Raw genomic sequence first — 22,777 nt, 5'->3', positions numbered from 1 at the left:
AACCCACAACGCTAATTGCTAGCTGGTTTAGCTTTACAACTATAGAATTATGGAGTTAATCAAAAATTAAAAGAGTAAAGGAGGAAAATAAAGATGAACATTGATATAATCGTAAAGGTATCATACCAATTCTAGGGGCTATTGTAACATATTTGATAGTTCCTTTTATTAGGCAGAAAACCACTAAGGAGCAGAGAGAAAATATTTATTTCTGGGCAAAAGTAGCAGTAGTAGTAGCTGAACAGATTTATAAAGAAAAAGGACAAGGTAAGTTGAAAAAGGAATATGTTGTAGATTTTCTAGTTAATAAAGGAATTAATATAACTATTCGAGAATTGGATATACTCATAGAGTCAGCAGTAAAAGGATTGAATATTATACAATATGAAGTAGACCATAATTAAGTTCCTAGTCTTTTTTCATTTTCTGGAGAAAATTTATATATGATTAAGAAAGGAGGTTAGAGGATGAAAGAAAAATAGAGCTAGATGAGGTAATAAGCCTAGCAATATCAATAGTACAGGTACTTACAGCAATAACTACACTACAAATTGCTAGGCAAAATAAAAAGAACTCATTTAGTTCTAATAAAAAAAGTAAGGTTATAAGGGAGCAGCACATCCTCTATAAAGACCTATCCATATATATTATAACCTAAATTTAAAAAATGATAAAGGAGGACAGGCTATGGTAAAATACATTTCCTTAATTATTAGTATAGCAGCCCTAATAATAGCTTTAAAAGCCTATAGTGAAGTGAAAAATGGGAGGTAGTTTTTGGTGGCTAAATTCAAAAATCCACGTTTACAAGCACAAATAACTCCAGAATTGAAAAATATTACAGGTAAAATGTTAGAGCATTTGCAAATGAACCAAGCACAATTTTTTGAAAGATATTTACCAACTTTATTCTTTGCTATTGATAAAGAGAAATATTTAAGCTTGGTTGAAGAAGTATATGGTAATAAGAAATTAGAGGAGATGATTGCTGAAAGAGACCAAGATTGAGTTTAAAGGTGGCAAAATATATTTTGCTACCTATTTGCCACCATTAAAAAAGATTTATAAAAATATAGAAAGATATTGTTCCAAACGATGACAGAATTCGGCTTATAGATTTACTCATAAACTTTTTTACGAAAACCTTGCATTTTACAAGATTTTCGTACTTTTTGGGGAATTAAAAAAAATGAAAACGATATGACTTGAATTTATTATTATGTTTGGGTATACTTATTACTGGGTATACTAAAATTAGATTATATTGTCTAATAAAATCGAATACGATGGCAGAGTAGGTAGTTCGCGTTAAGTGTTAGAGGATGGAACGTTGCCTCTAAACGAAGAGCTTCTTTTAGCTTGCGTTGAACTATCGCGTTCGCTGTCACATCTTATAAGTCTCTTTCTAGATGTGGCAGTACTGCCATATCTTAATAGGAAGGAGGCTTTTTTAATGAGGAGATTAAACACTAGAAATATTGCTTATTACGCACTTTTAATTGGCTTAAATGTTGTATTAACTAGAGTTGGCAGTATTAGAATAGGTGGTGGAGGGCTTGAAATCATTAGAATCGGCTTTGGGGGTTTTCCGATTATATTTGCAGGAATAGTTTTTGGCCCTGTAGCCGGAGCAATTGTTGGAGCAATTGGGGATATAATAGGTATGATAATCAGTCCAATAGGTCCATATATGCCACATTTTACTTTAAATGCTGCTTTAACAGGAGTAATACCTGGTCTTATCATGATGCGGTGTAAGGATAAAGATTGCAAAACCTCTTTTATCAATCTTTTCGTAGCAATTGCAGTGGGACAAGTTATTACTTCCATAGTATTGTGGGCATATTTCATGAGAACTTTATTTAGTATACCCTTGGCAACTATTCTGCCTGGAAGAATAATAAGCCAATTGGTGAATATACCTATATACTCTTATATGATGAAAGTGATATTGAGTAGACTTCCTTTAGCATTAGATACTAAGTAAAATAGCCATTACCTTTAGGTAATGGCTATTTTAAATGGTTATTACATTAATTTTGATTCAGAATAAGCTAAGATGGCCCTTTTCATTTGCTCGTAATGCCTGATACCTACAATCTTATGTTTATCATTGATAATGAAAGTAGGGGTACCCTCTATTTTGAATTGATCTATTAATTTCTTTGCCTTTTCTATTTTTTCATCAAATACACCACTATCGATTAGTTTATTCATCTCTTTCACGTCCAATCCAATTTCTTTTGCAATAGTATTTAATATTTTTTCATCTCCTATATTCAATTGTTCTGTAAAATAGGCTTTAAATATCTTTTTGGAAAATTCATCATATATTCCAACGGTTTTAGCAAATTCTCCAGCCAAGAGGGCTTTATGGGTATTATAGTCTTTATATTCAATCCCATATTCTTTACCAAATTTAGTCAACACTTCATGCATCTTTTCAGCATAGCCTTTTGGATATTTACTTTCAATCGTTTTACCTTCTTCAGGTATATCTGGATGTATTTCATAGGGGATCCATTCAATATCAAATTTTATCCCATCTTTTCTTAGATTTTCAAAGAAGCACATGGCAATATAACAGAAGGGACAGGAATAATCTGAAAATACTTTTATTTTCATATGCTACCCCCCAACCATAATAGTTTGATAAATATATACCCTTTTTAGCAATATAATATTGTAATATGGCTTAAAATATGACGAAAAAAGCTTAATAGCTTTAAACTAGGAATAAGCATCAAGTAATCGTAAAATTTGAAAAAATTGCTATATTTTGAAAAGAATATTGATATAAGGTTGATGATATATTATAATTTTTAACAAGTAATATAACATGCTTTTAAAGAATTAGACTTCTCGTATCTGAATATGTAATGTCCATTATTTACTTGTTAAAAACTGTAGTAATGATAATATCTTAGCTACAGTTTAAAATAATATCTTTTGAAAAGGAGGTGTAGCTTATAATTATTATAATGAATTAGGGGGAGGTATAATATGTCTAAGTTTAAAGTCATATTGACAGCATTATTGCTTATTTTAATATTTACCCTGCCAGTCTTTGCAGAAGAAAACTCTGAACATTTCGGTTGGATATCTATTTTACCACCTGCTTTAGCCATTATTCTAGCTTTTGTAACTAAACAGGTATTAATCTCACTATTTTTAGGAACATTTGTAGGAGCTACAATGCTAAATGGATGGAATCCTTTTCATGGCTTTTTAAGGACCCTAGACAATTATTTAGTAGGCTCTTTGGCCGATTCTTGGAATGCTGCTATTATAATATTTTTATTGGCTATTGGTGGTATGATTGGTGTAATCAACAAAATGGGAGGAACCAGAGCAGTAGCAGAAGCCTTGGGTAAGAAGATCAATAGCCCTAAATCTGCACAGATTTATACTTATATATTAGGAGTTTTTGTATTCTTTGATGATTATGCTAACACTTTAATAGTTGGACCTACCATGAGGCCTATTACCGATAAGAATAGGATTTCTAAGGAAAAGTTTTCATATATAATAGATTCAGCAGCTGCACCAGTGGTTGGTCTTGCATTAATTTCAACTTGGGTTGGTTATATGATAGGAGTTATTAGGAATGTATACCAAAGTTTAGGTATTGATGCCAATTATTATGGGGTTTTTATAAAGACTATACCTTATAGCTATTATTGTATATATGCCTTAATATTTCTTCTAATTCTAATCCTTTTGGAAAAAGATTTTGGTCCTATGTATGAAGCAGAAAAACGAGCAAGGACTACAGGAAAGTTAATAGCCGATGGAGCCAAACCTATGGCTGGTGACGAGATTGCCAGGATGGAAGTAAGAGAGGATATTGAGCTGAAACCATCAAATGCTATAATCCCCATAATCACATTAATTATAATTTCCTTTATTGGATTATGGTATAATGGTTATACTCTATTGGAAGAGAAAGTTAATCCCTTTACCATAGAGGGGATAAGGACTTGTTTTGGAGAAGCCGATTCCAGTATAGTTCTTCTTTGGGCTTCAATGATATCAGGCATTGTAGCTATAATAATGGGAGTATCCCAAAAAATATTTACAGTTGAAGAAGCTTTTGACGCTTGGGTGGATGGGGCTAAATCCATGGTAATTGCTTCTATGATTTTGGTACTAGCTTGGTCTTTAGGAAGTGTAACAGGAGATGTGGGAACTGCTGAATTCTTGGTAGGGATAATACCTGAAAATTTCCCATATGCTATATTGCCTTTAATAGTATTCATAATTTCAGGTATAATTTCTTTTGCGACAGGAACCTCTTGGGGGACCATGGCAATTGTTATACCTTTGGCTGTTCCTATGATATATGCTTTTGTAGAAAGGGGAGGAGACCCACATCTTATGACTGTAACATTAGGTACAGTACTTTCTGGAGCCATATTTGGAGACCACTGTTCACCAATTTCAGATACCACAATTATGTCATCTATGGCATCTGAAGCTGACCACTTAGACCATGTAAGGACTCAAATACCTTATGCCATAACTGTAGCAACTGTAGCTGGAATTTCTTATATATTAGCCGGGCTTCTTTCCATTAATCCAATTATCATTCTTTTAATTGGCATTGCAATTCTATATGGAATCATTGCCATATTAGGAAAATCGGTCAAAGAAGAGGATTTGAAAAAAGGTGCTGTTTAAAATGGGAAGCTGTTAGATTTTTCTAACAGCTTCTTGTTAATTTAACCTATTATGATATAATAAAATCGTCTAAACATCATTAAATCATTAACAATTTAAATTTTATTTGATCTAAAATAGGGAAATAATAATTATTAAATCAAGGAGGTTAACTATGGCTGAAATTTTAAAAGGTAATGTGGTGGCTAAGCAAATTAAGGAAAAGATGAAACGGGATATTGAAGAGTTAAAGAAACATGATAGAATACCCACATTGGCAATAGTTAGGTTAGGAGATAATCCCGGGGATATTTCTTATGAAAAGAGTATTATTAAGAACTGTGATGATGTAGGAATCAAATCGGTAGTTTATGAAAGGGACGTAAACATTAAAACTGAAGAGTTAATTGAATTAATTGAAGAATTAAATAAGGATAATAATATATCGGGGATCTTAGTCTTTAGACCATTACCAAAACATATCGACGAAGAGATTATTAGAAATGTTATTAGTCCAGAAAAAGATGTGGACTGTATGCATCCTTTGAATTTAGAGAGGATATTTGAAGGAGATATGGATGGATTTGCACCCTGCACTCCAAAAGCTGCTATGGAGATATTGAAATATTATGATATACCTTTAGAAGGGAAGAATGTGGTAGTTGTTAATAGGAGTATGGTAGTTGGAAAGCCATTGGCCATGATGTTATTAAAGGAAAATGCAACGGTTACAATTTGTCATTCAAGAACTCAAAATTTAGAGCAGATAACCAATAGAGCAGATGTTGTTGTTGTGGCATTAGGAAAGGCAAAGTTCTTTGATGAAAAGTACTTTAACGAAAATTCTATTGTAATAGACGTGGGAGTTAGTCTGGATGAAAATGGTAAATTAAGTGGAGATGCAGATTATGGTATAGTATCTCCAATAGTAAGTAAGATAACTCCTGTTCCCGGTGGAGTAGGGAGTGTTACCACTTCCATTTTGTTAAGTCAAGTTGTTCTAGCATGTAAAAATATATAATACTTTTGAAAAGGGCCTTAAATTATTTTAAGGCCCTTTTTTCAACAAAATTAGTGCTTTTTTTATGCAGGAGAAATATGCCTCTTGATAGAATAGGGTATACTGAGTAATTAATAGGAGGAGGAGAAGAATTGAATCTTTCATTGGAAATATTAAATGAACATTTAATCGTTACTTTAAAAGGGGAATTGGACCATCATACATCGGAAGAAATAAGAAAAAAAGTTGATCAAAAATATTTGAATAAGAATTTAAGAAATATAGTTTTAGACTTAAGTGATTTAAAATTTATGGACAGCTCAGGCATTGGACTTATTATGGGGAGGTATAAGAATTGCAAGGAAAGAAATGGTAGTATTTCCATTATAAGTACTAATCCCTATATAAATAGAATGTTGAACATGTCTGGATTACCTAAGATAATAAAAATCTATTCATCTAGGGATGAAGCTATAAGAGATTAGGAGGATGAAAAATGTTAGAAAGAAACTATATGAAATTGGAGTTTATAAGCAAATCTAGCAATGAGTCTTTTGCTCGGGTAGTTGTGGCTGCTTTTGCCTCTCAACTTGATCCAACTATTGAGGAACTGTCAGATATAAAGACTGCTGTTTCAGAAGCAGTAACTAATGCAATTATCCATGGCTATGAATATGGCGAAGGAATGGTAACAGTTGAAGCTACATTAGAAAATAATCAGATTGAAATAATAATTGAGGATAAGGGGAAAGGAATTGAAGATGTGGACAAGGCTATGGAACCCTTCTATACCTCTAAACCAGATTTAGAAAGGTCTGGCATGGGATTTACGGTAATGGAGACCTTTATGGATAAATTAGCAGTGGAAAGTAAAGTTGGAGAAGGTACTAAAGTAATAATGACCAAGATATTTAAAAGTCTCTCAGATAGGGAGTAGATATTATGGATAAAGGGAATAGAGATAATATACTGCTAAGCCATGAAGAGACTCTTGAGCTGATTAAAAGAGCCCAAGAAGGCGATATGGAGGCAAAAGAAAAATTAGTAAAGCATAATATGGGGCTTATAAAAAGTGTTCTGAGAGGGTTTAGCAATAGAGGTTACGATATGGAAGATCTATTTCAAATTGGAAGCATAGGTTTACTAAAAGCCATTGATAAATTTGATATATCTTACGACGTTAAATTTTCAACCTATGCTGTTCCTATGATAGCGGGGGAGATAAAGAGATTTTTAAGGGATGATGGAATTATTAAGGTTAGCAGATCCTTAAAACAAACTGCAAATAAGGTAAAATATGCTCAAGAAAGGCTACTAAAAAAACTAGGAAGAGAAGCTACAATACAGGAGATATCTGATGAATTGGATATAGACAAGGAAGAAATCGTAATGGCATTAGAATCTTCCTATAATCCAGATTATTTATATGATGTAATTCACCAAAATGAAGGAAATCCTCTTTATTTGATAGATAAAATCGATGTAGATGAAACTAGAGAAAAGGAAATTATAGAAAAAATAATTTTAAAGGAAATGCTATCTCAGTTGAAAGAAAGGGATAGACAAGTGATCATTCTCAGGTATTTCAAAGATAAGACCCAAGTTCAAGTTGCAAAAATATTGGGAATTTCACAGGTACAAGTGTCTAGGATAGAAAAGAGAATAATTGATGAATTAAAAAAAATGTTAATTAAGGCATGAAATAATTATGCCTTATTTTTTTGAATTAAAAATGGATATAAGAGAATAATAATCATAGGATGAGGTGATGAATATGGAAAATAAAGTAAAAGTACATAAAAATAAGAAAAAATTATTAATAGTTTTTTTAATAGTACTATTTACCACTGTGTATCTAATATGGTATGGAGAGTTGAGAACTAATAGAGAAGTCCCTAAAAGGGCTAAGTTGGTAATTAATCTTTTAATGAGAGGTGATAGTTATCAGTAATGAACAGGTATATATCAATCTCGATAGAAAGTATACTACAGACTTAAATACCCATGTATATGTCGAAGATATTGGTAAGGTATACTGCAATGATGAAAGGATTAAAAAAAGGGTTGAAAAGATCAGAGTTTATGATGGCAAGGATGAAGAAATGTATGATTATATTTCAAGCAATAAAATAATAACCAAGATATTAGAGTCAATAGATAATATAGATGTTACCATATTAGGAGGTCCAGACGTACTTCTAGAAATTAAGGACAAAGAGGATAGTAATGGAATTTATGTTTTTTTAAAAACTGCTTTTATAATGTTGGTTCTTTTCTTTGGAGCTGGCGCTGCTTTAATAAATTTTTATGAAGATGTAAATATGAAGAGCTCAGTTGAAAAAATATATTATTTCATTACTGGAGTGAAAAAGGAAAACCCATTGATTATGACAATTCCTCTATCTTTTGGTATTGGGTTAGGTATGTTTGCTTTTTTCAGTAGAGTTTCAAGTTTAAGTAAAAGAAGAAAGCAGGAACCAGGTCCATTGGAATTGGAATTATATCTTTATGATAAGGATTTGGAAGATTATATACTTGATGATTTAAAGAAAAACCATTAGTTTAGGTGGTGTATCAGATGGGAAAGGAATAATAATTTCATTTATCAGTTTTTCTACGGGAGTTACAATCGGCAGTGCAGCTGCTGCTTTTTTTACCCTATTACAGATTATACCAAGGTTGATTCAGATAACTGGAACAAAAGAAAAGATTAAAAAATATGAATTCGTTGCTGCACTAGGAGGTGCATTGGCCAGTTTAATATATTTCTATTATTTTAAATTAAGCATCAGCAAATATTTGACTGTACTTGTTGGGATACTAATTGGTTTTTTCTATGGTTTATTTGCATCTGCTTTGGCTGAAGTATTAAATGTAACACCAGTATTTGCAAAAAAGTTTAAAGTTAAACATCAATTAAAATTTATAATATGGGCATTAATTTTAGGGAAGGTTTTTGGATCTTTGTTTTACTGGCTGATTTTTATTAAGAATTAGGAGTGAGTAATATGGATAAGATGACTAATAAGGAATATCAGAAATATGTGGAACGAAAACAACCTAAACCTACTTATTTTAAAAATATGATATTTGCTTTTGTAGTGGGAGGGCTTATATGTACGTTAGGCCAAATAATTAGAAATTTTCTATTGGGATATGGGTTAGATGAAAAGGTTGTAGCCACTGCCACATCAATATTATTGATCTTTTTAGGTTCCTTGCTAACTGGATTAGGAATATACGATAAGATAGGAAAAGTAGGAGGAGCAGGAGCTGCTATACCAATAACAGGCTTTGCTAATTCCATCGTTTCTCCAGCTATGGAGTTTAAAAGGGAAGGTTTCATTTTTGGCGTTGCAGCTAGAATGTTTAGCATAGCAGGTCCAGTTTTGGTATATGGTATAAGCAGTTCAATTATAGTAGGAATTCTCTACTTACTACTTTTTAATGGAAGGTGATATTATGGGAATTAAAAGAATTGGTAAACAAACGGTAAAGCTTGCCAATCCTCCATCTATAATTGGTACTGCAGCTATAGTTGGTCCTAAGGAAGGGGAAGGACCTTTGAAAGAATACTTCGATATTATTTTAGAGGACGATATGTGGGGGCAGGAATCTTTTGAAAAGGCTGAAGCTAGGATTCAAGAGGAGGCTATAAAGTTGGCCATTGCTAATGCAAATCTCTCCCCTGAAGATATTGAATACCTTTTTGCAGGAGATTTGTTAAATCAGATAATATCTTCTTCCTATGCTGCTAGACAGTTGGCAATCCCTTATTTTGGTTTATATGGTGCTTGTTCTACAATGACAGAATCTTTGAGTTTAGGAGCAATGATCGTAGATGGAGGATTTGCTAATAATGTGGTTTGTGCTACTTCCAGCCATTTTAGCTCAGCAGAGCGACAATATAGGTTTCCATTGGAGTATGGGTCACAAAGGCCTTTAACTTCACAGTGGACGGTGACAGGTGCAGGGGCTACGGTGTTGTCTGCTAATGGTAATGGTCCCTATATCACCTATATTACCACGGGAAAGATTAAAGATTATGGTATAGCAGATGCAAATAATATGGGAAGTGCCATGGCACCAGCAGCTGTTGATACCATTACTCAACATTTTAAAGATACGGGTTATAACCCTGACGATTACGATTTAATTATTACTGGAGATTTGGCTTCCGTTGGAAAAGAAATATTGTTGGATTTGATGAAGAAAGAAGGGTACGACCTTTCAAAAAACTATTCTGATTGTGGGATAAAAATATTTGATGGAGTAGAACAGGATACTCATGCTGGTGGAAGTGGTTGTGCTTGTGCAGCAGTAGTTTTTAATGGTTATATATATAAAGAGATTATAAAGGGAAATTTAAACAGGGTGTTATTAGTTGCTACTGGAGCTTTACATTCACCAATATCAACTTTACAAGGCGAATCTATTCCTGGTATTGCCCATGCAGTGACGATAGATAATCTATTGAAATAGAGAGGGTGAAAGAGATGGAATATTTGAAGGCATTTGTAGTAGGAGGATTAATATGCGTTATAGGCCAAATACTAATTAATACTACTAAATTAACGCCTGCTCACATTTTGGTTACATTTTTGGTTGCAGGAGTTGTCTTAGGTGCTATAGGGTTATATGAACCACTGGTGAAATTTGGAGAAGCAGGTGCTACTGTTCCCATATCAGGATTTGGATATTCTTTAAGCAAGGGAGCAATTGAGGGAGTAAAATCTAAAGGAATCATTGGTGCTTTTACAGGAGGATTAGAAGCTACTGCGGGGGGAATAGCAGCATCTATAATATTTGGATATATTATGGCTATAGTATTTAACCCTAAAACTAAAAATTAGAAGGAGTCATAATTGACCCCTTCTACTCTTCATCTTCGTTACTATCAATATTTAACCCATTATTATTGTTATTACTACCATCCGGTTCATCTTGGTTGTCATTATATTCAAATTCTCCATCCTCATAATCTTCATCATTGCCATTATTGAACCAATTTTCCAACCAATCGGGTATCCAGCTGTCCTGATTATGTTTATCACAAACTTCAGTTGGGGCAGTATACTGATAATCGGAAGGAACTATTCCATTGTGTTTTTGAGGATTATATGGAGGATTTCTTTTTATGAATACTCTTCTTTCCACACTACCATCAGGACAATACTCGTTAGCAATCTTGTTGGTAGTAATGTCTATTTCTAGCTCTACGTGGACATCACAAAATTCCGTTGGTTGAGTGCCTTGAACAAATATTTCGCTTTTAACGGTGCTGCCTCTTGGATCTCTACTACATAAATCGGTTGCCAATTTCCCTGATTGAGTACAGATATTTACAGAAACTATATTTGGAGGCTGTTCAAATTTTTTAGATTCCAATCCTTCGTGGATTTTGGTCATAATAATTTTCCATAATTGAGCAGCCATAGCGCTACCCTGGTTTAATTTTATCTGAGGAGAATCATTTCCAATCCAAAGACCCATTACATAATGGGGAGTATATCCTACAAACCATGCATCGGCTTTATCTTGGGTAGTTCCTGTTTTTCCTGCTGTTGGAATATTAGGTATCTGCGCCCTTCCTGCAATGCCATTGGAGACGGTGGTTCTTAATATATCCGTCATAATATAGGCTATCTGCGGAGAAACGACTACATTTTCCTTTGGACTATAGTCGAGCAATACGTTATCATATTTATCTAAGATCTTAGTAAATGAAGTGGGCTTAATATAGGTACCTGCATTTGCAATAGAACCATAGGCAGCAGTCATTTCTAATGGGCTTAATCCTCTTGTCATTCCTCCCAATCCCAATGCAGACAGGTTTTCATCATTGCTTATATTGTTTTCTGCTCTTGTTATGAAATTATCCTTAGTTGGATCATCTCTATTTATGATACCCATTCTGCTCAAATATTCTATAGAAGTTTCAATTCCAATAGATTGGAGGGTTTTTACCGAGTTAACATTTACAGATTGCTCAACAGATTTTCTTAAAGTATGAATTCCTCTATATCCTGAGTACCAATTGTTAGGCCATAGGTTGCCATTTCCATCATAAAATGGTATATCATCAATTGGTGTGGCAGCAGTATAACCATTATCTAAAGCAGGTAAGTATACTGCAATAGGCTTAATAGTTGAACCTGGTTGCCTTGCTGAGGAAGTAGCCCTGTTTAAAATTCTATTACCTTCTATGTCCCTTCCACCTACTAAAGCCTTTATTTGTCCCGTTTTGTAGTCCATTATTACCGTTGCTGATTGAGGTTGTACTATTCCTTCTTTTTGCACATAAAAATATTTCTGATTAATTAATAGCCTTCCTTCTTTATCGATAGAATAGAAATCTGAATTTTTATTCAAAAAATTAGCTGAGATTATTATAGATTTATCTTCACCTATGGAAAATTCTTCACTAGGTAGAGATAAGTTTCCAACCCTATGGGTAACTAAATTTTTCCTATCATCTATAGTATAATAATCAGCAATATCGATATTATTAGAATATATGGTTAATTTTGGACTTTTAATGATTAAGTTTTGGTTAGATAATTGATAACTGTCTTTTTCTATTAGTAGATTATAATTATCATCTAATAGATTTTCTTTTTTATAATATAGTATGCTGTTTCTTTCGTCTATTATATTTTGGGCTTTGTTTAATCTCCAGCTGATAAGAGCAGGGGCTTTAATTTTATCCGGCTTACCTAATAATACCTCTGTGAAATTATCATATATCTCCTCTAAAGTCTTTTGCAATTCCAAATCCATTGTCGAGTAGATTTTTAATCCTCCAGTATACAGCTCTTTTTCTGCCTGTTCTCTTGTATATCCTAATTCTTCCATTAAAGCGTCTATTACCTGAACCTTAATGAAATCGTTAAAATAAGATGATATTCCTTGTACTTTTCTTTCTCCAGGTTTTAGGCTGGTTTTAATATCCTGTGCTAAGGCTTCATCATATTCCTCTTGTGTAATTTTTCCAAGTTCAAGCATTTTAGCAAGGACTATTTTTTGTCTTCTCACTGCCTCTGCATTAAAAACTGCAATATATTTTTCTCCTAGTATATCTAGTTCCCCTACTTCAATATGTTTTTCACTGTCAAAATCTTCTGGTTTAATAGCTTTATATAGTGCATATCGGGTAGGGCTTTTTACAATACCAGCTAAAGCTGCTGATTCAGCGATAGTTAAATCTTCTACATCTTTAGAAAAATAAGTTTGTGCAGCTGCTTGAACTCCGTAGGCTCCTTGTCCTAAAAAAATTCTATTTAAATAACCTTCTAATATCTGGTCTTTAGTTAATACCTTTTCCATCTGCAAAGCTAGATAAGCTTCTTGTATTTTTCTACTCCATTTTTGCTCAAGGGAAAGGTATAGGTTTCTAGCTAATTGTTGAGTTATGGTACTTCCACCTCTTACTATTTCACCAGCTTTTATATTGTCTATGGCGGATTTTGCTATTCCAATTATGTCTACTCCAATATGTTTTTCAAAACGTTCGTCTTCAATGGAAATAAAAGCATCCTTCAAATGTTTTGGCATTTGATTAATGCTTACTATAGTTCTATATTCTCCAGTATCCATTTGAATCTTTTCCAATACATTTCCATTTTGGTCAAGAATAAATGAAGTTTGGTTCAATAGAGAATTAATATTCGTTGGGTCTATTTCAGGTGCATCCTTAATGATACCAATAACAATTCCTCCAACTACCCCTGATGCAATAACTGCTAGTATGAAGAAAGCTAAAAAAAATATTTTCAGCACTTTTTTCCATTTAGGCTTTGATTTTTTCTTGTTATCTTCTGACATTTAAAGACCTCCTTATTTTTAACAAGGTAGTAAACAAATCAATTATACCATACATATTTTGGATTGTTAATAAAATGGATTATAATAAATTCCTTTAGTTCTTAATTCTTATCTATAAGTTTTTATTCATACATATATTATATACTAGGAGGGATTTTTGTGAAATATTATATAAGCAAAATAAGAAGAAAAAGATTGATATTATGGATTATAACCATTTTATTGATAATACTATACATCTACAAATTTATCGATAAAAAAATCGTTCCAACTGTAAAAGCTGTAGCGGAGATAAAAGCTAGGTCTGTAACCACGGAGACTATAAATGATACTATTAAAAATAAAATTAGAAGGGATATAGAATATAGCGATTTAATATTTGTTAAATACGATAATGAGGGGAAAGTAACTTTAATGCAGGCTAATACAATTTTGATGAATAGCATTGCATCTGAAGTGGCATTAGAAGTACAAAAACAGCTAAAAAACATTTCTGAATCCACCATTAAAGTGCCTCTAAGTAATGCCTTTGACACTCAACTGATCAATCTGCCTAGCGTTAAAATAAGGATAATTCCCCAAGGTTCAGTTTCGGTAGATTTTGCAACTGAATTTGAATCTACAGGCATTAATCAGACGAGGCATAGAATTTATATAATAGTAGTTACAGATATTAGAATGATAGTCCCTCTTGAATCAGAAAATTTAAGGATTACTACCAATATACCCATAGCAGAAACCATTATAGTTGGAGATGTACCTAATCAATACGTGAATATACCGGAAGATGAACTGTTAAATATAGTAGATTAATGATATAATAATTATAGAGAATCATTAAAATGTTCTGAAAGGGTGATAAATTGGTATTAGAACCAATAAATGAGGAAAGGGTTTTAATAGTTGGAGTTGAATTAGAAACAGATTTCATCGATATTAAGGATTCAATGGATGAACTAGAGGAACTAGTCTATGCAGCAGGAGGCAAAGTATTAGGTAGGATTATTCAAAAGAAAAAGAGCATAGACCCCGCCTATTTTATAGGTAGAGGTAAAGCTATTGAAATTAAAAACTATTGTGAAGAATTAAATATTAACACTGTAGTTTTTAATGACGAATTGTCTGGTGCACAGCTCCGAAACTTAGAAGACATTATTGATAAAAAGATCATAGATAGAACTAACCTTATTTTGGATATTTTTGCTACGAGAGCCACTTCAAAGGAAGGTAAGCTTCAGGTGAAATTAGCCCAACTAAAATATCGTTTACCTAGATTGGTAGGATTAAGGGATTATCTTTCTAGAGAAGGTGGAGGTATTGGTACCAGAGGACCTGGAGAGCAAAAACTTGAAACTGACCGCCGTCATATAGTAAGAGAGATTAAAAATATAGAGAATGCTCTAAAAGAAGCTAAAAAAAATAGAGATATAAAGAGAAAAAGAAGGCAAAAATCTAGCTTACCTATAGTAGCTCTAGTTGGTTATACTAATGCTGGAAAATCTACTTTGTTAAACAGAATTATTGAAATGGATGTGGAATATGACGAATCCAAAAAAGTATTCGAATATGATATGTTTTTTGCAACTCTTGACACATCCTTAAGAAGGGGGAGATTGCCTAATGGTCAATCTTTTCTAATAACGGATACCGTAGGATTTGTAAACAAACTTCCGACCCATTTAATTGAAGCCTTTAAGGGTACCTTAGAAGAAATAAAGTATGCAGATTTAATCCTCCATGTTGTAGATGTTACCAACTCTAATTTAGACCTACAGATTCAGACGACAATGGATATTTTAAAAGAATTAGATGTAATAGATAAACCCATAATAACCGTTTTTAACAAGATAGATAAAACGGATATTAGCAATCTAGTATACGATGGCAAATATGTAGATAAAAAAATATTCATATCTAGCAAGGAAGGCACTAATTTAGATAAGTTATTGAAGATGATACAGGATAATTTACCTATAGAATACAAGGATGTAACTTTACTTATACCCTATGATGCACAAAATTTAGTAAATTATTTTCTAGAAAATTATAAAGTTTCTTCAGTTGAATATTCTGCAAATGGAACCAAAATAAGATTAAACATCAGTTTAACAGATTATAATAGATATTCAAGGTATGTGATTAAAGATGAAATAATATAAAAAATTAATTGAATATTTTTGTATTTTTGGGTATGATAATATTAATATTAAAAAGGAGGATGGTTGCCATGATTGTAAGAAATTGTGCTGGTGGTGTAGTTTTCGATGGAGATAAGGTTTTAATTCTAAAAAATGAAAAAAATGAATGGGTTTTACCTAAAGGGAAAATTCGTAACGGCTCTCTTCCAACTGAGACTGCTATAAATCGTGTAAAATATGAAACGGGTATTGAAGCAGCCATTGTATCTACTGCTGGAGAGACTAGTTACGAATTTTTTTCATTGTCTAGAAAACAGGCAGTGTGCAATATAATTATATGGTATGTTATGGAAGCAATAGGGGGCCGTGTAGATATAAATAAAGAAGAAGGTTTTCAGGGAGGAGACTTCTATCCTGTTGAAAAGGCTATAGAGATGATTACCTATAGTCAAGATAAATCTTTAGTGAGTTTATCTTACAAGAAATATTTAGATTATAAAGACTATGAAATTAAAAAGATTTATGCATAGTAACATTAAATGAAGGCAGACTGAGAAATGTCTGTCTTTTTTATGCTATAATATATGTAGTTTCTATACAATAGAATACATACCATTTATCCAAATAAATTGAAAGGGGAAGTCCTATGGGGAATTATAGAACTATATACAGATATGGAGAAGATGAGATCATTATAAACAAATCCAGGTTTATTGGTTATGCATTGCCTATTGAAACAGAACAAGATGCTTTAGATTTTATAGATAAAATTAGGGTTAAACATAGAGATGCTACCCACAATGTGTACGCTTATGTAGTAGGCAAAGATAACAATATTCAACGGTTTAGTGATGATGGGGAACCTTCTGGAACTGCAGGTATACCTGCTTTAGAGGTAATTAAAAAGGAAGATCTTAGAAATGTGGTTGTAGTAGTTACCAGATATTTTGGTGGAATAAAGTTAGGAGCTGGCGGACTTATAAGAGCTTATACTAAGGGAGCAAAGATCGGGTTAGAGGCAGGCATAATAGTAGACATGGTCTTCCATACCAAATTAAAATTAAGGATAGATTATAATATTTATGGTACAGTTGAAAATTATCTTATGACTAATGGTTATATTGTTGATGAAATAGTATATGATGATGGAGTAAACATTTATGTTTACATAGACAATTCTCAAGTAGGATTTTTTAAGAAGGTTATCACGGATTTAACTAGCGGTAGGGCAGTAATTGAATATGAAGGAGAAGAGTACTTAGCAATGAAAGATGGTAAAAGAATGGCAGATTAACGATACCAATATGGGGGTAAATATTATGGAGGTGATATTATGGTAAAAGACGAAATGATGAGCAAAGAAGTTTGGGCTGTAGTTGGAGTTACCCCAAATGAAGAGAAATTTGGGTACAAAATATGGAAAATATTACTAGATAATGGCTACGAAACTTATGGGGTAAATCCTAATTATGATTATATCCATAATAAGAAGATTTATCCAACTTTAAAAGATGTACCAACAAATATAGAAGTAGTAGATTTAGTAGTTTCTCCAAAGGTTAGTTTAAACGTTATTGATGAAGCTAAGGAATTAGGTATTGAGTATTTGTGGTTTCAGCCTGGTACTTTTGATCAAGAGGTAATTGATAAAGCGGAAAAATTAGGCTTTAAAATCATATACGATGACTGTGTACTAGCTACACTTCTTAAAGGTGAAAGGAAATAGGTCAATCTATTTCCTTTTTAAAAATTCATATATTCCAATAAAGAGTAGAAGAACTCCAAAATATTTTCTTAAGGAATCTGAATCTAAACTTATAGCCAAAATTGAACCTATTATGCAGCCAGCCACTCCTCCTAATATAACCCACTTAGAGTATTTTAATTCTATATTTTTCTCTTTAATATGAACTATTAAGGCCGTAATGGCTACTGGAATAAAGACTATTAAGTTGATACCTTGAGCTTGCTGTTGGTTTAAAGAACTAAAAAAGACCAAAGAAGGGATTAAAATTGCACCTCCTCCAATGCCCATACCACTAATTATCCCGGATATAACTCCAATTATAAATAGTTTCATTTGATGATCATCCTCAAAGCGGTATAGATAATAAGGCTTCCAAATATTTTTCTTAATATTGGAACGGGCACCTTTTTTAGAAGTTTTGCTCCTATGAAACTGCCAATTATGCCACCTAAAGCTATAATTAAGGAAATGTTAAGTGGGATAATATTATTTTTCAAATATATGTAGGAGCTAATTACTGACAGAGGCAATATAATTGAAATGGCAGTTGCGTGGGCTTTATAATCTTTAAGGTCTAACAGGAATACTAATGCAGGTACTACTAAAGTTCCTCCTCCCGAACCGAATAATCCGTTGACTAATCCAGTTATTAATCCTATTATTACTAATTTTAAAGGTTTTGAATGCATAATGGACTCCTTTATGGTATAATTAATTAGGTTATAAACCTGTTCTAACTAATTATTAGCCTTACCATAAATGAATAACTTATACCCAAAATTGTTTATACCTTGGAGGTAGTGGGATGGAAAAGATAGAAAAAATATGCCAGGATATAGTTGAATGGCTACGAGTGATGGTAAATAATGCAGGAGGAAAAGGTTTGGTATTTGGATTAAGCGGAGGCATAGATTCTGCAGTGGTAGCTGGTTTATCTAAAAGGGCTTTCCCAGAAAGTTCCTTAGGTATTATAATGCCTTGTCATAGTAATCCAGAAGATGAAGAACATGGCTTGTTAGTTGCAAAGGTATTAAACTTAGAAATCGAAAGGGTTGATCTTTCCAAAACATTCGATGAACTAGTTGAGGCAGTAAATCTGACAAACCCAAGCAAGTTAGCTCTAGCCAATATAAAACCTAGATTGAGAATGACAACTCTATATTACTTTGCCCAAAATTACAACTACCTTGTAGTTGGTTCCAGCAATAGAAGCGAATTTGCAATAGGTTATTTTACTAAGCATGGAGATAGTGGTGTAGATTTATTGCCATTAGCTTCCTTTGTGAAAGGCGAAATCTATCAAATGGCAGAGTTTTTAAATATACCAAGGGAAATAATAGAAAAACCTCCTTCAGCGGGTTTATGGGAAAATCAGAAAGATGAAGATGAAATGGGATTTGGGTATGATGTATTGGACAATTATATATTAAACAAGACTGGTCCTACAGAGATTGTAAGGAAAATTGAAAGGATGAGTCAAAATAGTCAACATAAGAGGAAATATCCACCCATTTTCATACCTAAATTTGATTAAGAATAAGTTGATGATTAATTAATAAATTGTAAATAATAAACAAATGGAATATTAAGGATGGTGAAATAAAATGGCAGGTCACTCAAAATGGAATAATATTAAACATAAAAAAGGAAAAGAAGACGCTAGAAGGGCTAAGGAATTTACTAAATTAGGCAGATATATTATGGTCGCAGCAAGGGAGGGTGGAGCAGATCCAGAATATAATCCAGCTTTAAAAGCAGCCATAGAAAAGGCAAGAGCTGCTAATATGCCAAATGAAAATATTGAAAGAGCAATTAAAAAAGGCAGTGGAGAAATTGATGGACAAAATTTTGAAAGCATAGTCTATGAAGGCTATGGACCAGGCGGAATAGCGGTCTTCGTATCCTGTCTCACTGATAACAGGAATAGAACTGCTTCTGATATAAGACATGCCTTTGATAAATTTGGTGGTAACTTAGGACAAACTGGCTGTGTTTCTTTTATGTTCGATAGAAAAGGCCTGTTGGTAGTAGAAGCCAATGAAAATATCGATGAAGAAGAGCTTATGCTTCAGGCTATAGAACTGGGTGCTGAGGATTTCAGCAGCGAGGATGGAGTTTATGAAATTATCACAAGCCCTGAAGATTTTAATGATATAAGAGATGCTTTAAGTAATAGTGGTTATGAGTTTTCGGTAGCTGAGTTAGCGTTCTTACCACAGAATACAACTGAGCTAAAGGATGAAGAAGATATAAAGAATATGATAAAATTAATTGAGACGCTGGAAGATAACGATGACGTGCAAAATGTCTACCATAATTGGGAAATTCCCGACGATTTAGAGTTATAAAACTAAATTCTTTCTGTATAAAAAACACTCCTTTAAACATAATAATATGAGGAAATATAATAAGAATGCAAGGAGTGGAACTAATGGCAGTAAACCAAACTTTTGAGGCAATTAAGGAAAAATTTAGAAAGGCAGATGTAGATGAAAAGATAGAAATATATACTACTGTACAAGGCCTTACTGTAGAACAATACAAGGAGCTATTGAGGATGTTTCCAATTAAGTATTTAGACAAATTGGAAAGGGCAATGGGATAAAGATTGAAAGTTCGTCTTTCAATCTTTTTTTGTAGACTTTCATATATATAAATTGCATAATATAGGAAGGGGGATTTAATTGAGAAGGTTTTTAATAATTTTATTAGCAATCACATTGCCTTTTTATGTTTTTTTGAAAAGCTTGGAAGCAAATACATTTAATATGAAGCCATATTTAAATTCTTATGAAAAAAATAATACTAGCAGCATAACGGGAAAAACCATGGAGGAGTTAGAAGAAATTACTGAAGTGCTTTTAAACTATTTAAAAGATGGCCTAGATGGACAAGTTCTTTCACCATACTTCAATGAAAGGGAAATAAGGCATATGGAAGACGTGCAATATCTTTTTGAATATGGATATATACTAAAGCAAATAACCTTTATAATATCTATGATTATCATAGGACTTCTTTTGATAAAAGAAGGCAAAAAAAGTCTTGGTATTGCATTATTCTATGGACCTTTTATTTGGCATGGTTCTTTTCTACTGTTATTTCTTTTATCCTTATTAGATTTTAATAAATACTTTACCTATTTTCACCTGATTTTTTTTAGCAATGATCTATGGCTTTTGAATCCGAAAACAGACCTCTTGATACAGATGTTGCCTGAAAACTTCTTCATAAATATTTTTATCCGAATTGTATTATTATTTCTATTTCTATTGTCAATAATACAAATAATTGGATTTAGATTTATGAAGAAGGGAAATGATCACAATGAAAGAATTGTTAAATTTTAAAGATTATTTTAAAAGATTGAGAAGGCAATTGATTTTAAATAGCTACTATTCAAATCGGATTAAGGATGGGAAGAGTATACATGCTTCCTTAATTGATTGGGTTTTTTTAATTGTAGGATTAACTTTATTTTTCTTAATAACCATTTTTAATTCTACGAGGAGACCAATTTTATCCATTTTTTTGACTTTTATAGTAATGGGAGTATTCTTGGTATTTCTAGTGGTTTGGAAAGGGAGAATCAGATATAAGAGGATAGAAGAAATAAATGAAGATGTTGCTAGAAAGCATATTATTAAAGAGGTTACTAAATATAATAATCGGGATTTCCTTGCCTACATTAAGGAGTTGTTGGAAATATATTATAACACTAAACTAATTGAAAACAGTGGCCATATTGGTTTCACAGCCCTTATCAATGGAGAGGTTTATGGTGTTAAGTGTATAAAGAATTCAATGGAAGATAGGGTTAGTTTAAAGGAATTAAGATATTTTAAGGAGGAAATGGAGAGGCAGAAGCTGGAAGAAGGTATTGTCATTACTAATTCCTATTTTTCTGAAGAGGTTAGAGATGAGTTAGATTATCTGTTAATAGATTTTGATGGGATAATTAAGATGTTGAAAGCCGTTGATAGATATCCAACGAAAGTGGAAGTAGAAAAAATGATAATAGACGGATATAAGAATAAAAGGGGCAGTATTAAAGAAAAGTTTACATTTTATGAAAGGGATAGGATATACAAATTTATTCTATTAGGGTTAATTCTATATGTAATTTCCCCCTTTGTTTCCTATACTACCTATTATAGGATTATGTCTTTTATTTGTATTTGCTTTGGGATTATAATAGGTATTTATAACCTATCTACATATATGGAGAAGGGTAAAAATGATGTATAATCTAATATTATTTCTATGGAAGGTGATTTCCTATGATTAGATACTTAACTGCTGGTGAATCCCATGGTGATGGGTTGGTTGGCATAATAGAAGGCATTCCATCTAATCTTTTCTTAGATGCAGAATTCATAAATGGAGAACTTAAAAGAAGGCAGAGGGGTTATGGAAGAAGTAATAGGATGGCTCTTGAAAAGGATCTAGTAAAGGTTTTATCTGGAATAGATAGAGGTTATACAACTGGAAACCCAATATCTTTTATGATTGAAAACCGGGGGAAGAATATAGAATTAATTGAAATAACAAGACCTAGACCAGGCCATGGAGATTTGACAGGCACATTAAAGTATAATCTTAAAGGCGGTAGGAATGTGTTAGAAAGAGCTAGTGCTCGGGAAACTGCAATGAGAGTTGCTTTGGGAGCCACTTGTAAATTATTATTAAAGGAGTTTAATATACAGATCTATAGCCATATAATACAAATTGGGGATGTAAAGATTTCAGAGGAAGTGTATTCCAATATAAAGGAAATGGATTTGCTTAAAGTAGACGAATCGCCTATAAGGGTTTTGGACAAGGATAAGGAAAAAGAAATAATTGAAATGATTGATAAAACAAAGGAAAAAGGAGATACTTTAGGAGGTATTATAGAGGTAATAGCTAAAAATGTACCCATAGGCTTGGGGAGTTACACCCATTGGGACAGGAAAATCGATGGTAAAATTGCCTATGGCATAATGAGCATTCCTGGAGTAAAGGGAGTCGAATTTGGGTTAGGCTTTGATGCCTGTGGTAAACTAGGTTCCCAAATGCATGATGAAATTTTTTATGATGGCCAAAGGTATTATAGAAAGACCAATAATGCTGGAGGTATAGAGGCAGGGGTTACTAATGGGGAAGACATTGTAATTAGAGCAGTTATGAAGCCCATTCCTACTCTGAAAAAACCTTTAAGAACTGTAGATATTGAGACTAAAGAAGAAACAGTAGCCCAGTTTGAGCGTTCTGATGTTTGTGCAGTACCTTCGGCTAGCATAGTTGCTGAAAATATCTTGGCCTATATATTAGCTAATGAAATGACTTTGAAATTTGGTGGAGACAGCATAGAAGAGATGAAAGATAATTTTAATAATTATAATAAGCTTATAGAAAACAGGTGATATT

Annotated in this window: 29 protein-coding genes and 1 riboswitch; of the genes, 25 read left to right on the top strand and 4 right to left on the bottom strand. The window is 32.6% G+C overall.

Annotated features, from left to right (window positions below; genetic code table 11):
* Nucleotides 1-119: 119 nt before the first annotated feature.
* The 3 genes from BLV68_RS02745 to BLV68_RS02735 all read left to right on the top strand — a co-directional run bounded on the left by BLV68_RS02745 (nucleotide 120) and on the right by BLV68_RS02735 (nucleotide 1,987).
* A complete protein-coding gene (locus BLV68_RS02745; protein ID WP_093750667.1) occupies nucleotides 120-404 on the top strand; it encodes a phage holin, LLH family in 285 nt (94 codons plus the stop codon).
* 376 nt (nucleotides 405-780) lie between these two features.
* The gene (locus BLV68_RS02740) at nucleotides 781-1,008 is read left to right on the top strand and encodes a hypothetical protein (RefSeq protein WP_143035237.1); all 228 of its coding nucleotides are present in this window, start codon (nucleotides 781-783) and stop codon (nucleotides 1,006-1,008) included.
* 280 nt (nucleotides 1,009-1,288) lie between these two features.
* Nucleotides 1,289-1,386, top strand: a riboswitch (THF riboswitch).
* Between the two features lie 67 nt (nucleotides 1,387-1,453).
* The gene (locus BLV68_RS02735; protein WP_093750663.1) at nucleotides 1,454-1,987 is read left to right on the top strand and encodes a folate family ECF transporter S component; all 534 of its coding nucleotides are present in this window, start codon (nucleotides 1,454-1,456) and stop codon (nucleotides 1,985-1,987) included.
* A 41-nt stretch (nucleotides 1,988-2,028) separates the two neighbouring features.
* Here the strand turns inward: BLV68_RS02735 and BLV68_RS02730 are convergent, their stop codons facing one another.
* A complete protein-coding gene (locus BLV68_RS02730) occupies nucleotides 2,029-2,625 on the bottom strand; it encodes a DsbA family oxidoreductase (protein WP_093750661.1) in 597 nt (198 codons plus the stop codon).
* A gap of 378 nt (nucleotides 2,626-3,003) precedes the next feature.
* On the opposite strand from BLV68_RS02730, the gene BLV68_RS02725 reads away from it, so the two are divergent.
* From BLV68_RS02725 to spoVAE, 11 genes are all read left to right on the top strand, one after another.
* Complete coding sequence (locus BLV68_RS02725) at nucleotides 3,004-4,680, top strand: Na+/H+ antiporter NhaC family protein (RefSeq protein ID WP_093750659.1); 1,677 nt, start codon at nucleotides 3,004-3,006, stop codon at nucleotides 4,678-4,680.
* 154 nt (nucleotides 4,681-4,834) lie between these two features.
* Entirely contained in the window at nucleotides 4,835-5,680 is an 846-nt protein-coding gene (locus BLV68_RS02720) for a bifunctional 5,10-methylenetetrahydrofolate dehydrogenase/5,10-methenyltetrahydrofolate cyclohydrolase (RefSeq protein ID WP_093750657.1), read from the top strand.
* A gap of 131 nt (nucleotides 5,681-5,811) precedes the next feature.
* A complete protein-coding gene (gene spoIIAA / locus BLV68_RS02715) occupies nucleotides 5,812-6,144 on the top strand; it encodes an anti-sigma F factor antagonist (RefSeq protein ID WP_093750655.1) in 333 nt (110 codons plus the stop codon).
* Nucleotides 6,145-6,155: 11 nt separating this feature from the next.
* Complete coding sequence (gene spoIIAB, locus BLV68_RS02710; RefSeq protein WP_093750653.1) at nucleotides 6,156-6,596, top strand: anti-sigma F factor; 441 nt, start codon at nucleotides 6,156-6,158, stop codon at nucleotides 6,594-6,596.
* A gap of 5 nt (nucleotides 6,597-6,601) precedes the next feature.
* Nucleotides 6,602-7,360, top strand: a complete 759-nt coding sequence (gene sigF, locus BLV68_RS02705) for an RNA polymerase sporulation sigma factor SigF (RefSeq protein WP_093750651.1) — start codon at nucleotides 6,602-6,604, stop codon at nucleotides 7,358-7,360.
* Nucleotides 7,361-7,433: 73 nt separating this feature from the next.
* Nucleotides 7,434-7,610 carry a hypothetical protein gene (locus tag BLV68_RS15350; protein WP_159428594.1) on the top strand — a complete coding sequence of 59 codons (177 nt, stop codon included), beginning with the start codon at nucleotides 7,434-7,436 and terminating at the stop codon, nucleotides 7,608-7,610.
* Entirely contained in the window at nucleotides 7,594-8,220 is a 627-nt protein-coding gene (locus BLV68_RS02695) for a stage V sporulation protein AA (protein WP_093750647.1), read from the top strand. Before BLV68_RS15350 ends, BLV68_RS02695 begins: the two co-directional genes overlap by 17 nt.
* Entirely contained in the window at nucleotides 8,216-8,656 is a 441-nt protein-coding gene (locus tag BLV68_RS02690) for a stage V sporulation protein AB (protein ID WP_093750645.1), read from the top strand. Before BLV68_RS02695 ends, BLV68_RS02690 begins: the two co-directional genes overlap by 5 nt.
* Before the next feature lie 11 nt (nucleotides 8,657-8,667).
* Nucleotides 8,668-9,117 carry a stage V sporulation protein AC gene (spoVAC, locus tag BLV68_RS02685; RefSeq protein WP_093750643.1) on the top strand — a complete coding sequence of 150 codons (450 nt, stop codon included), beginning with the start codon at nucleotides 8,668-8,670 and terminating at the stop codon, nucleotides 9,115-9,117.
* A gap of 4 nt (nucleotides 9,118-9,121) precedes the next feature.
* Complete coding sequence (gene spoVAD / locus BLV68_RS02680) at nucleotides 9,122-10,141, top strand: stage V sporulation protein AD (RefSeq protein WP_093750641.1); 1,020 nt, start codon at nucleotides 9,122-9,124, stop codon at nucleotides 10,139-10,141.
* A 14-nt stretch (nucleotides 10,142-10,155) separates the two neighbouring features.
* A complete protein-coding gene (gene spoVAE / locus BLV68_RS02675) occupies nucleotides 10,156-10,512 on the top strand; it encodes a stage V sporulation protein AE (protein WP_093750639.1) in 357 nt (118 codons plus the stop codon).
* A 22-nt stretch (nucleotides 10,513-10,534) separates the two neighbouring features.
* On the opposite strand, the gene BLV68_RS02670 is transcribed toward spoVAE, so the two are convergent.
* A complete protein-coding gene (locus tag BLV68_RS02670) occupies nucleotides 10,535-13,483 on the bottom strand; it encodes a penicillin-binding protein 1A (RefSeq protein ID WP_093750637.1) in 2,949 nt (982 codons plus the stop codon).
* 159 nt (nucleotides 13,484-13,642) lie between these two features.
* Between BLV68_RS02670 and yunB the strand changes: the two genes are divergently transcribed.
* From yunB to BLV68_RS02645, 5 genes are all read left to right on the top strand, one after another.
* Nucleotides 13,643-14,296 (top strand): sporulation protein YunB, encoded by a 654-nt coding sequence (gene yunB, locus BLV68_RS02665; RefSeq protein ID WP_093750635.1) that lies wholly within the window; start codon nucleotides 13,643-13,645, stop codon nucleotides 14,294-14,296.
* A 50-nt stretch (nucleotides 14,297-14,346) separates the two neighbouring features.
* The gene (gene hflX / locus BLV68_RS02660; RefSeq protein WP_093750633.1) at nucleotides 14,347-15,642 is read left to right on the top strand and encodes a GTPase HflX; all 1,296 of its coding nucleotides are present in this window, start codon (nucleotides 14,347-14,349) and stop codon (nucleotides 15,640-15,642) included.
* Nucleotides 15,643-15,710: 68 nt separating this feature from the next.
* Nucleotides 15,711-16,151: an NUDIX hydrolase gene (locus BLV68_RS02655; protein ID WP_093750631.1), complete on the top strand. Its 441-nt coding sequence runs from the start codon at nucleotides 15,711-15,713 to the stop codon at nucleotides 16,149-16,151.
* Between the two features lie 116 nt (nucleotides 16,152-16,267).
* Entirely contained in the window at nucleotides 16,268-16,915 is a 648-nt protein-coding gene (locus BLV68_RS02650; protein ID WP_093750629.1) for a YigZ family protein, read from the top strand.
* Nucleotides 16,916-16,954: 39 nt separating this feature from the next.
* Nucleotides 16,955-17,347 carry a CoA-binding protein gene (locus tag BLV68_RS02645; protein WP_093750627.1) on the top strand — a complete coding sequence of 131 codons (393 nt, stop codon included), beginning with the start codon at nucleotides 16,955-16,957 and terminating at the stop codon, nucleotides 17,345-17,347.
* 6 nt (nucleotides 17,348-17,353) lie between these two features.
* On the opposite strand, the gene BLV68_RS02640 is transcribed toward BLV68_RS02645, so the two are convergent.
* Nucleotides 17,354-17,701: a sulfite exporter TauE/SafE family protein gene (locus BLV68_RS02640; protein WP_093750625.1), complete on the bottom strand. Its 348-nt coding sequence runs from the start codon at nucleotides 17,699-17,701 to the stop codon at nucleotides 17,354-17,356.
* Nucleotides 17,698-18,057, bottom strand: a complete 360-nt coding sequence (locus BLV68_RS02635; RefSeq protein ID WP_093750623.1) for a sulfite exporter TauE/SafE family protein — start codon at nucleotides 18,055-18,057, stop codon at nucleotides 17,698-17,700. The genes BLV68_RS02640 and BLV68_RS02635 overlap by 4 nt, the downstream gene beginning before the upstream one ends.
* Before the next feature lie 116 nt (nucleotides 18,058-18,173).
* Between BLV68_RS02635 and nadE the strand changes: the two genes are divergently transcribed.
* The 6 genes from nadE to aroC all read left to right on the top strand — a co-directional run bounded on the left by nadE (nucleotide 18,174) and on the right by aroC (nucleotide 22,773).
* Nucleotides 18,174-18,902: an NAD(+) synthase gene (gene nadE / locus BLV68_RS02630; protein WP_093750621.1), complete on the top strand. Its 729-nt coding sequence runs from the start codon at nucleotides 18,174-18,176 to the stop codon at nucleotides 18,900-18,902.
* 70 nt (nucleotides 18,903-18,972) lie between these two features.
* A complete protein-coding gene (locus BLV68_RS02625) occupies nucleotides 18,973-19,716 on the top strand; it encodes a YebC/PmpR family DNA-binding transcriptional regulator (RefSeq protein ID WP_093750619.1) in 744 nt (247 codons plus the stop codon).
* Between the two features lie 83 nt (nucleotides 19,717-19,799).
* Nucleotides 19,800-19,973: a hypothetical protein gene (locus BLV68_RS15630; RefSeq protein WP_093750617.1), complete on the top strand. Its 174-nt coding sequence runs from the start codon at nucleotides 19,800-19,802 to the stop codon at nucleotides 19,971-19,973.
* A gap of 79 nt (nucleotides 19,974-20,052) precedes the next feature.
* Nucleotides 20,053-20,718: a TIGR01906 family membrane protein gene (locus BLV68_RS02615; RefSeq protein WP_093750615.1), complete on the top strand. Its 666-nt coding sequence runs from the start codon at nucleotides 20,053-20,055 to the stop codon at nucleotides 20,716-20,718.
* Nucleotides 20,696-21,616: a restriction endonuclease gene (locus tag BLV68_RS02610; protein WP_093750613.1), complete on the top strand. Its 921-nt coding sequence runs from the start codon at nucleotides 20,696-20,698 to the stop codon at nucleotides 21,614-21,616. Before BLV68_RS02615 ends, BLV68_RS02610 begins: the two co-directional genes overlap by 23 nt.
* 32 nt (nucleotides 21,617-21,648) lie before the next feature.
* Entirely contained in the window at nucleotides 21,649-22,773 is a 1,125-nt protein-coding gene (gene aroC, locus BLV68_RS02605) for a chorismate synthase (RefSeq protein ID WP_234949810.1), read from the top strand.
* Nucleotides 22,774-22,777 lie beyond the last annotated feature (4 nt).

Source organism: Tepidimicrobium xylanilyticum (genome assembly GCF_900106765.1).
In the GTDB taxonomy this organism is placed as follows: Bacteria; Bacillota; Clostridia; order Tissierellales; family Tepidimicrobiaceae; genus Tepidimicrobium; species Tepidimicrobium xylanilyticum.
The sequence above is the reverse complement of the archived record's forward strand: the minus strand, read 5'-3'. Positions and strand labels throughout refer to the sequence as shown.

Coding starts and splice junctions, on each gene's coding strand:
- BLV68_RS15350 (WP_159428594.1), top strand. CDS start 7,434: ATGGAAAATAAAGTAAAAGTACATAAAAATAAGAAAAAATTATTAATA.
- nadE (WP_093750621.1), top strand. CDS start 18,174: ATGGAAAAGATAGAAAAAATATGCCAGGATATAGTTGAATGGCTACGA.
- BLV68_RS02610 (WP_093750613.1), top strand. CDS start 20,696: ATGAAAGAATTGTTAAATTTTAAAGATTATTTTAAAAGATTGAGAAGG.
- sigF (WP_093750651.1), top strand. CDS start 6,602: ATGGATAAAGGGAATAGAGATAATATACTGCTAAGCCATGAAGAGACT.
- BLV68_RS02640 (WP_093750625.1), bottom strand. CDS start 17,701: ATGAAACTATTTATAATTGGAGTTATATCCGGGATAATTAGTGGTATG.
- BLV68_RS02725 (WP_093750659.1), top strand. CDS start 3,004: ATGTCTAAGTTTAAAGTCATATTGACAGCATTATTGCTTATTTTAATA.
- BLV68_RS02730 (WP_093750661.1), bottom strand. CDS start 2,625: ATGAAAATAAAAGTATTTTCAGATTATTCCTGTCCCTTCTGTTATATT.
- BLV68_RS02650 (WP_093750629.1), top strand. CDS start 16,268: ATGGGGAATTATAGAACTATATACAGATATGGAGAAGATGAGATCATT.
- spoVAC (WP_093750643.1), top strand. CDS start 8,668: ATGGATAAGATGACTAATAAGGAATATCAGAAATATGTGGAACGAAAA.
- BLV68_RS02635 (WP_093750623.1), bottom strand. CDS start 18,057: ATGCATTCAAAACCTTTAAAATTAGTAATAATAGGATTAATAACTGGA.
- spoIIAB (WP_093750653.1), top strand. CDS start 6,156: ATGTTAGAAAGAAACTATATGAAATTGGAGTTTATAAGCAAATCTAGC.
- BLV68_RS02645 (WP_093750627.1), top strand. CDS start 16,955: ATGGTAAAAGACGAAATGATGAGCAAAGAAGTTTGGGCTGTAGTTGGA.
- BLV68_RS15630 (WP_093750617.1), top strand. CDS start 19,800: ATGGCAGTAAACCAAACTTTTGAGGCAATTAAGGAAAAATTTAGAAAG.
- spoVAD (WP_093750641.1), top strand. CDS start 9,122: ATGGGAATTAAAAGAATTGGTAAACAAACGGTAAAGCTTGCCAATCCT.
- BLV68_RS02625 (WP_093750619.1), top strand. CDS start 18,973: ATGGCAGGTCACTCAAAATGGAATAATATTAAACATAAAAAAGGAAAA.
- BLV68_RS02735 (WP_093750663.1), top strand. CDS start 1,454: ATGAGGAGATTAAACACTAGAAATATTGCTTATTACGCACTTTTAATT.
- BLV68_RS02655 (WP_093750631.1), top strand. CDS start 15,711: ATGATTGTAAGAAATTGTGCTGGTGGTGTAGTTTTCGATGGAGATAAG.
- BLV68_RS02670 (WP_093750637.1), bottom strand. CDS start 13,483: ATGTCAGAAGATAACAAGAAAAAATCAAAGCCTAAATGGAAAAAAGTG.
- BLV68_RS02720 (WP_093750657.1), top strand. CDS start 4,835: ATGGCTGAAATTTTAAAAGGTAATGTGGTGGCTAAGCAAATTAAGGAA.
- spoVAE (WP_093750639.1), top strand. CDS start 10,156: ATGGAATATTTGAAGGCATTTGTAGTAGGAGGATTAATATGCGTTATA.
- aroC (WP_234949810.1), top strand. CDS start 21,649: ATGATTAGATACTTAACTGCTGGTGAATCCCATGGTGATGGGTTGGTT.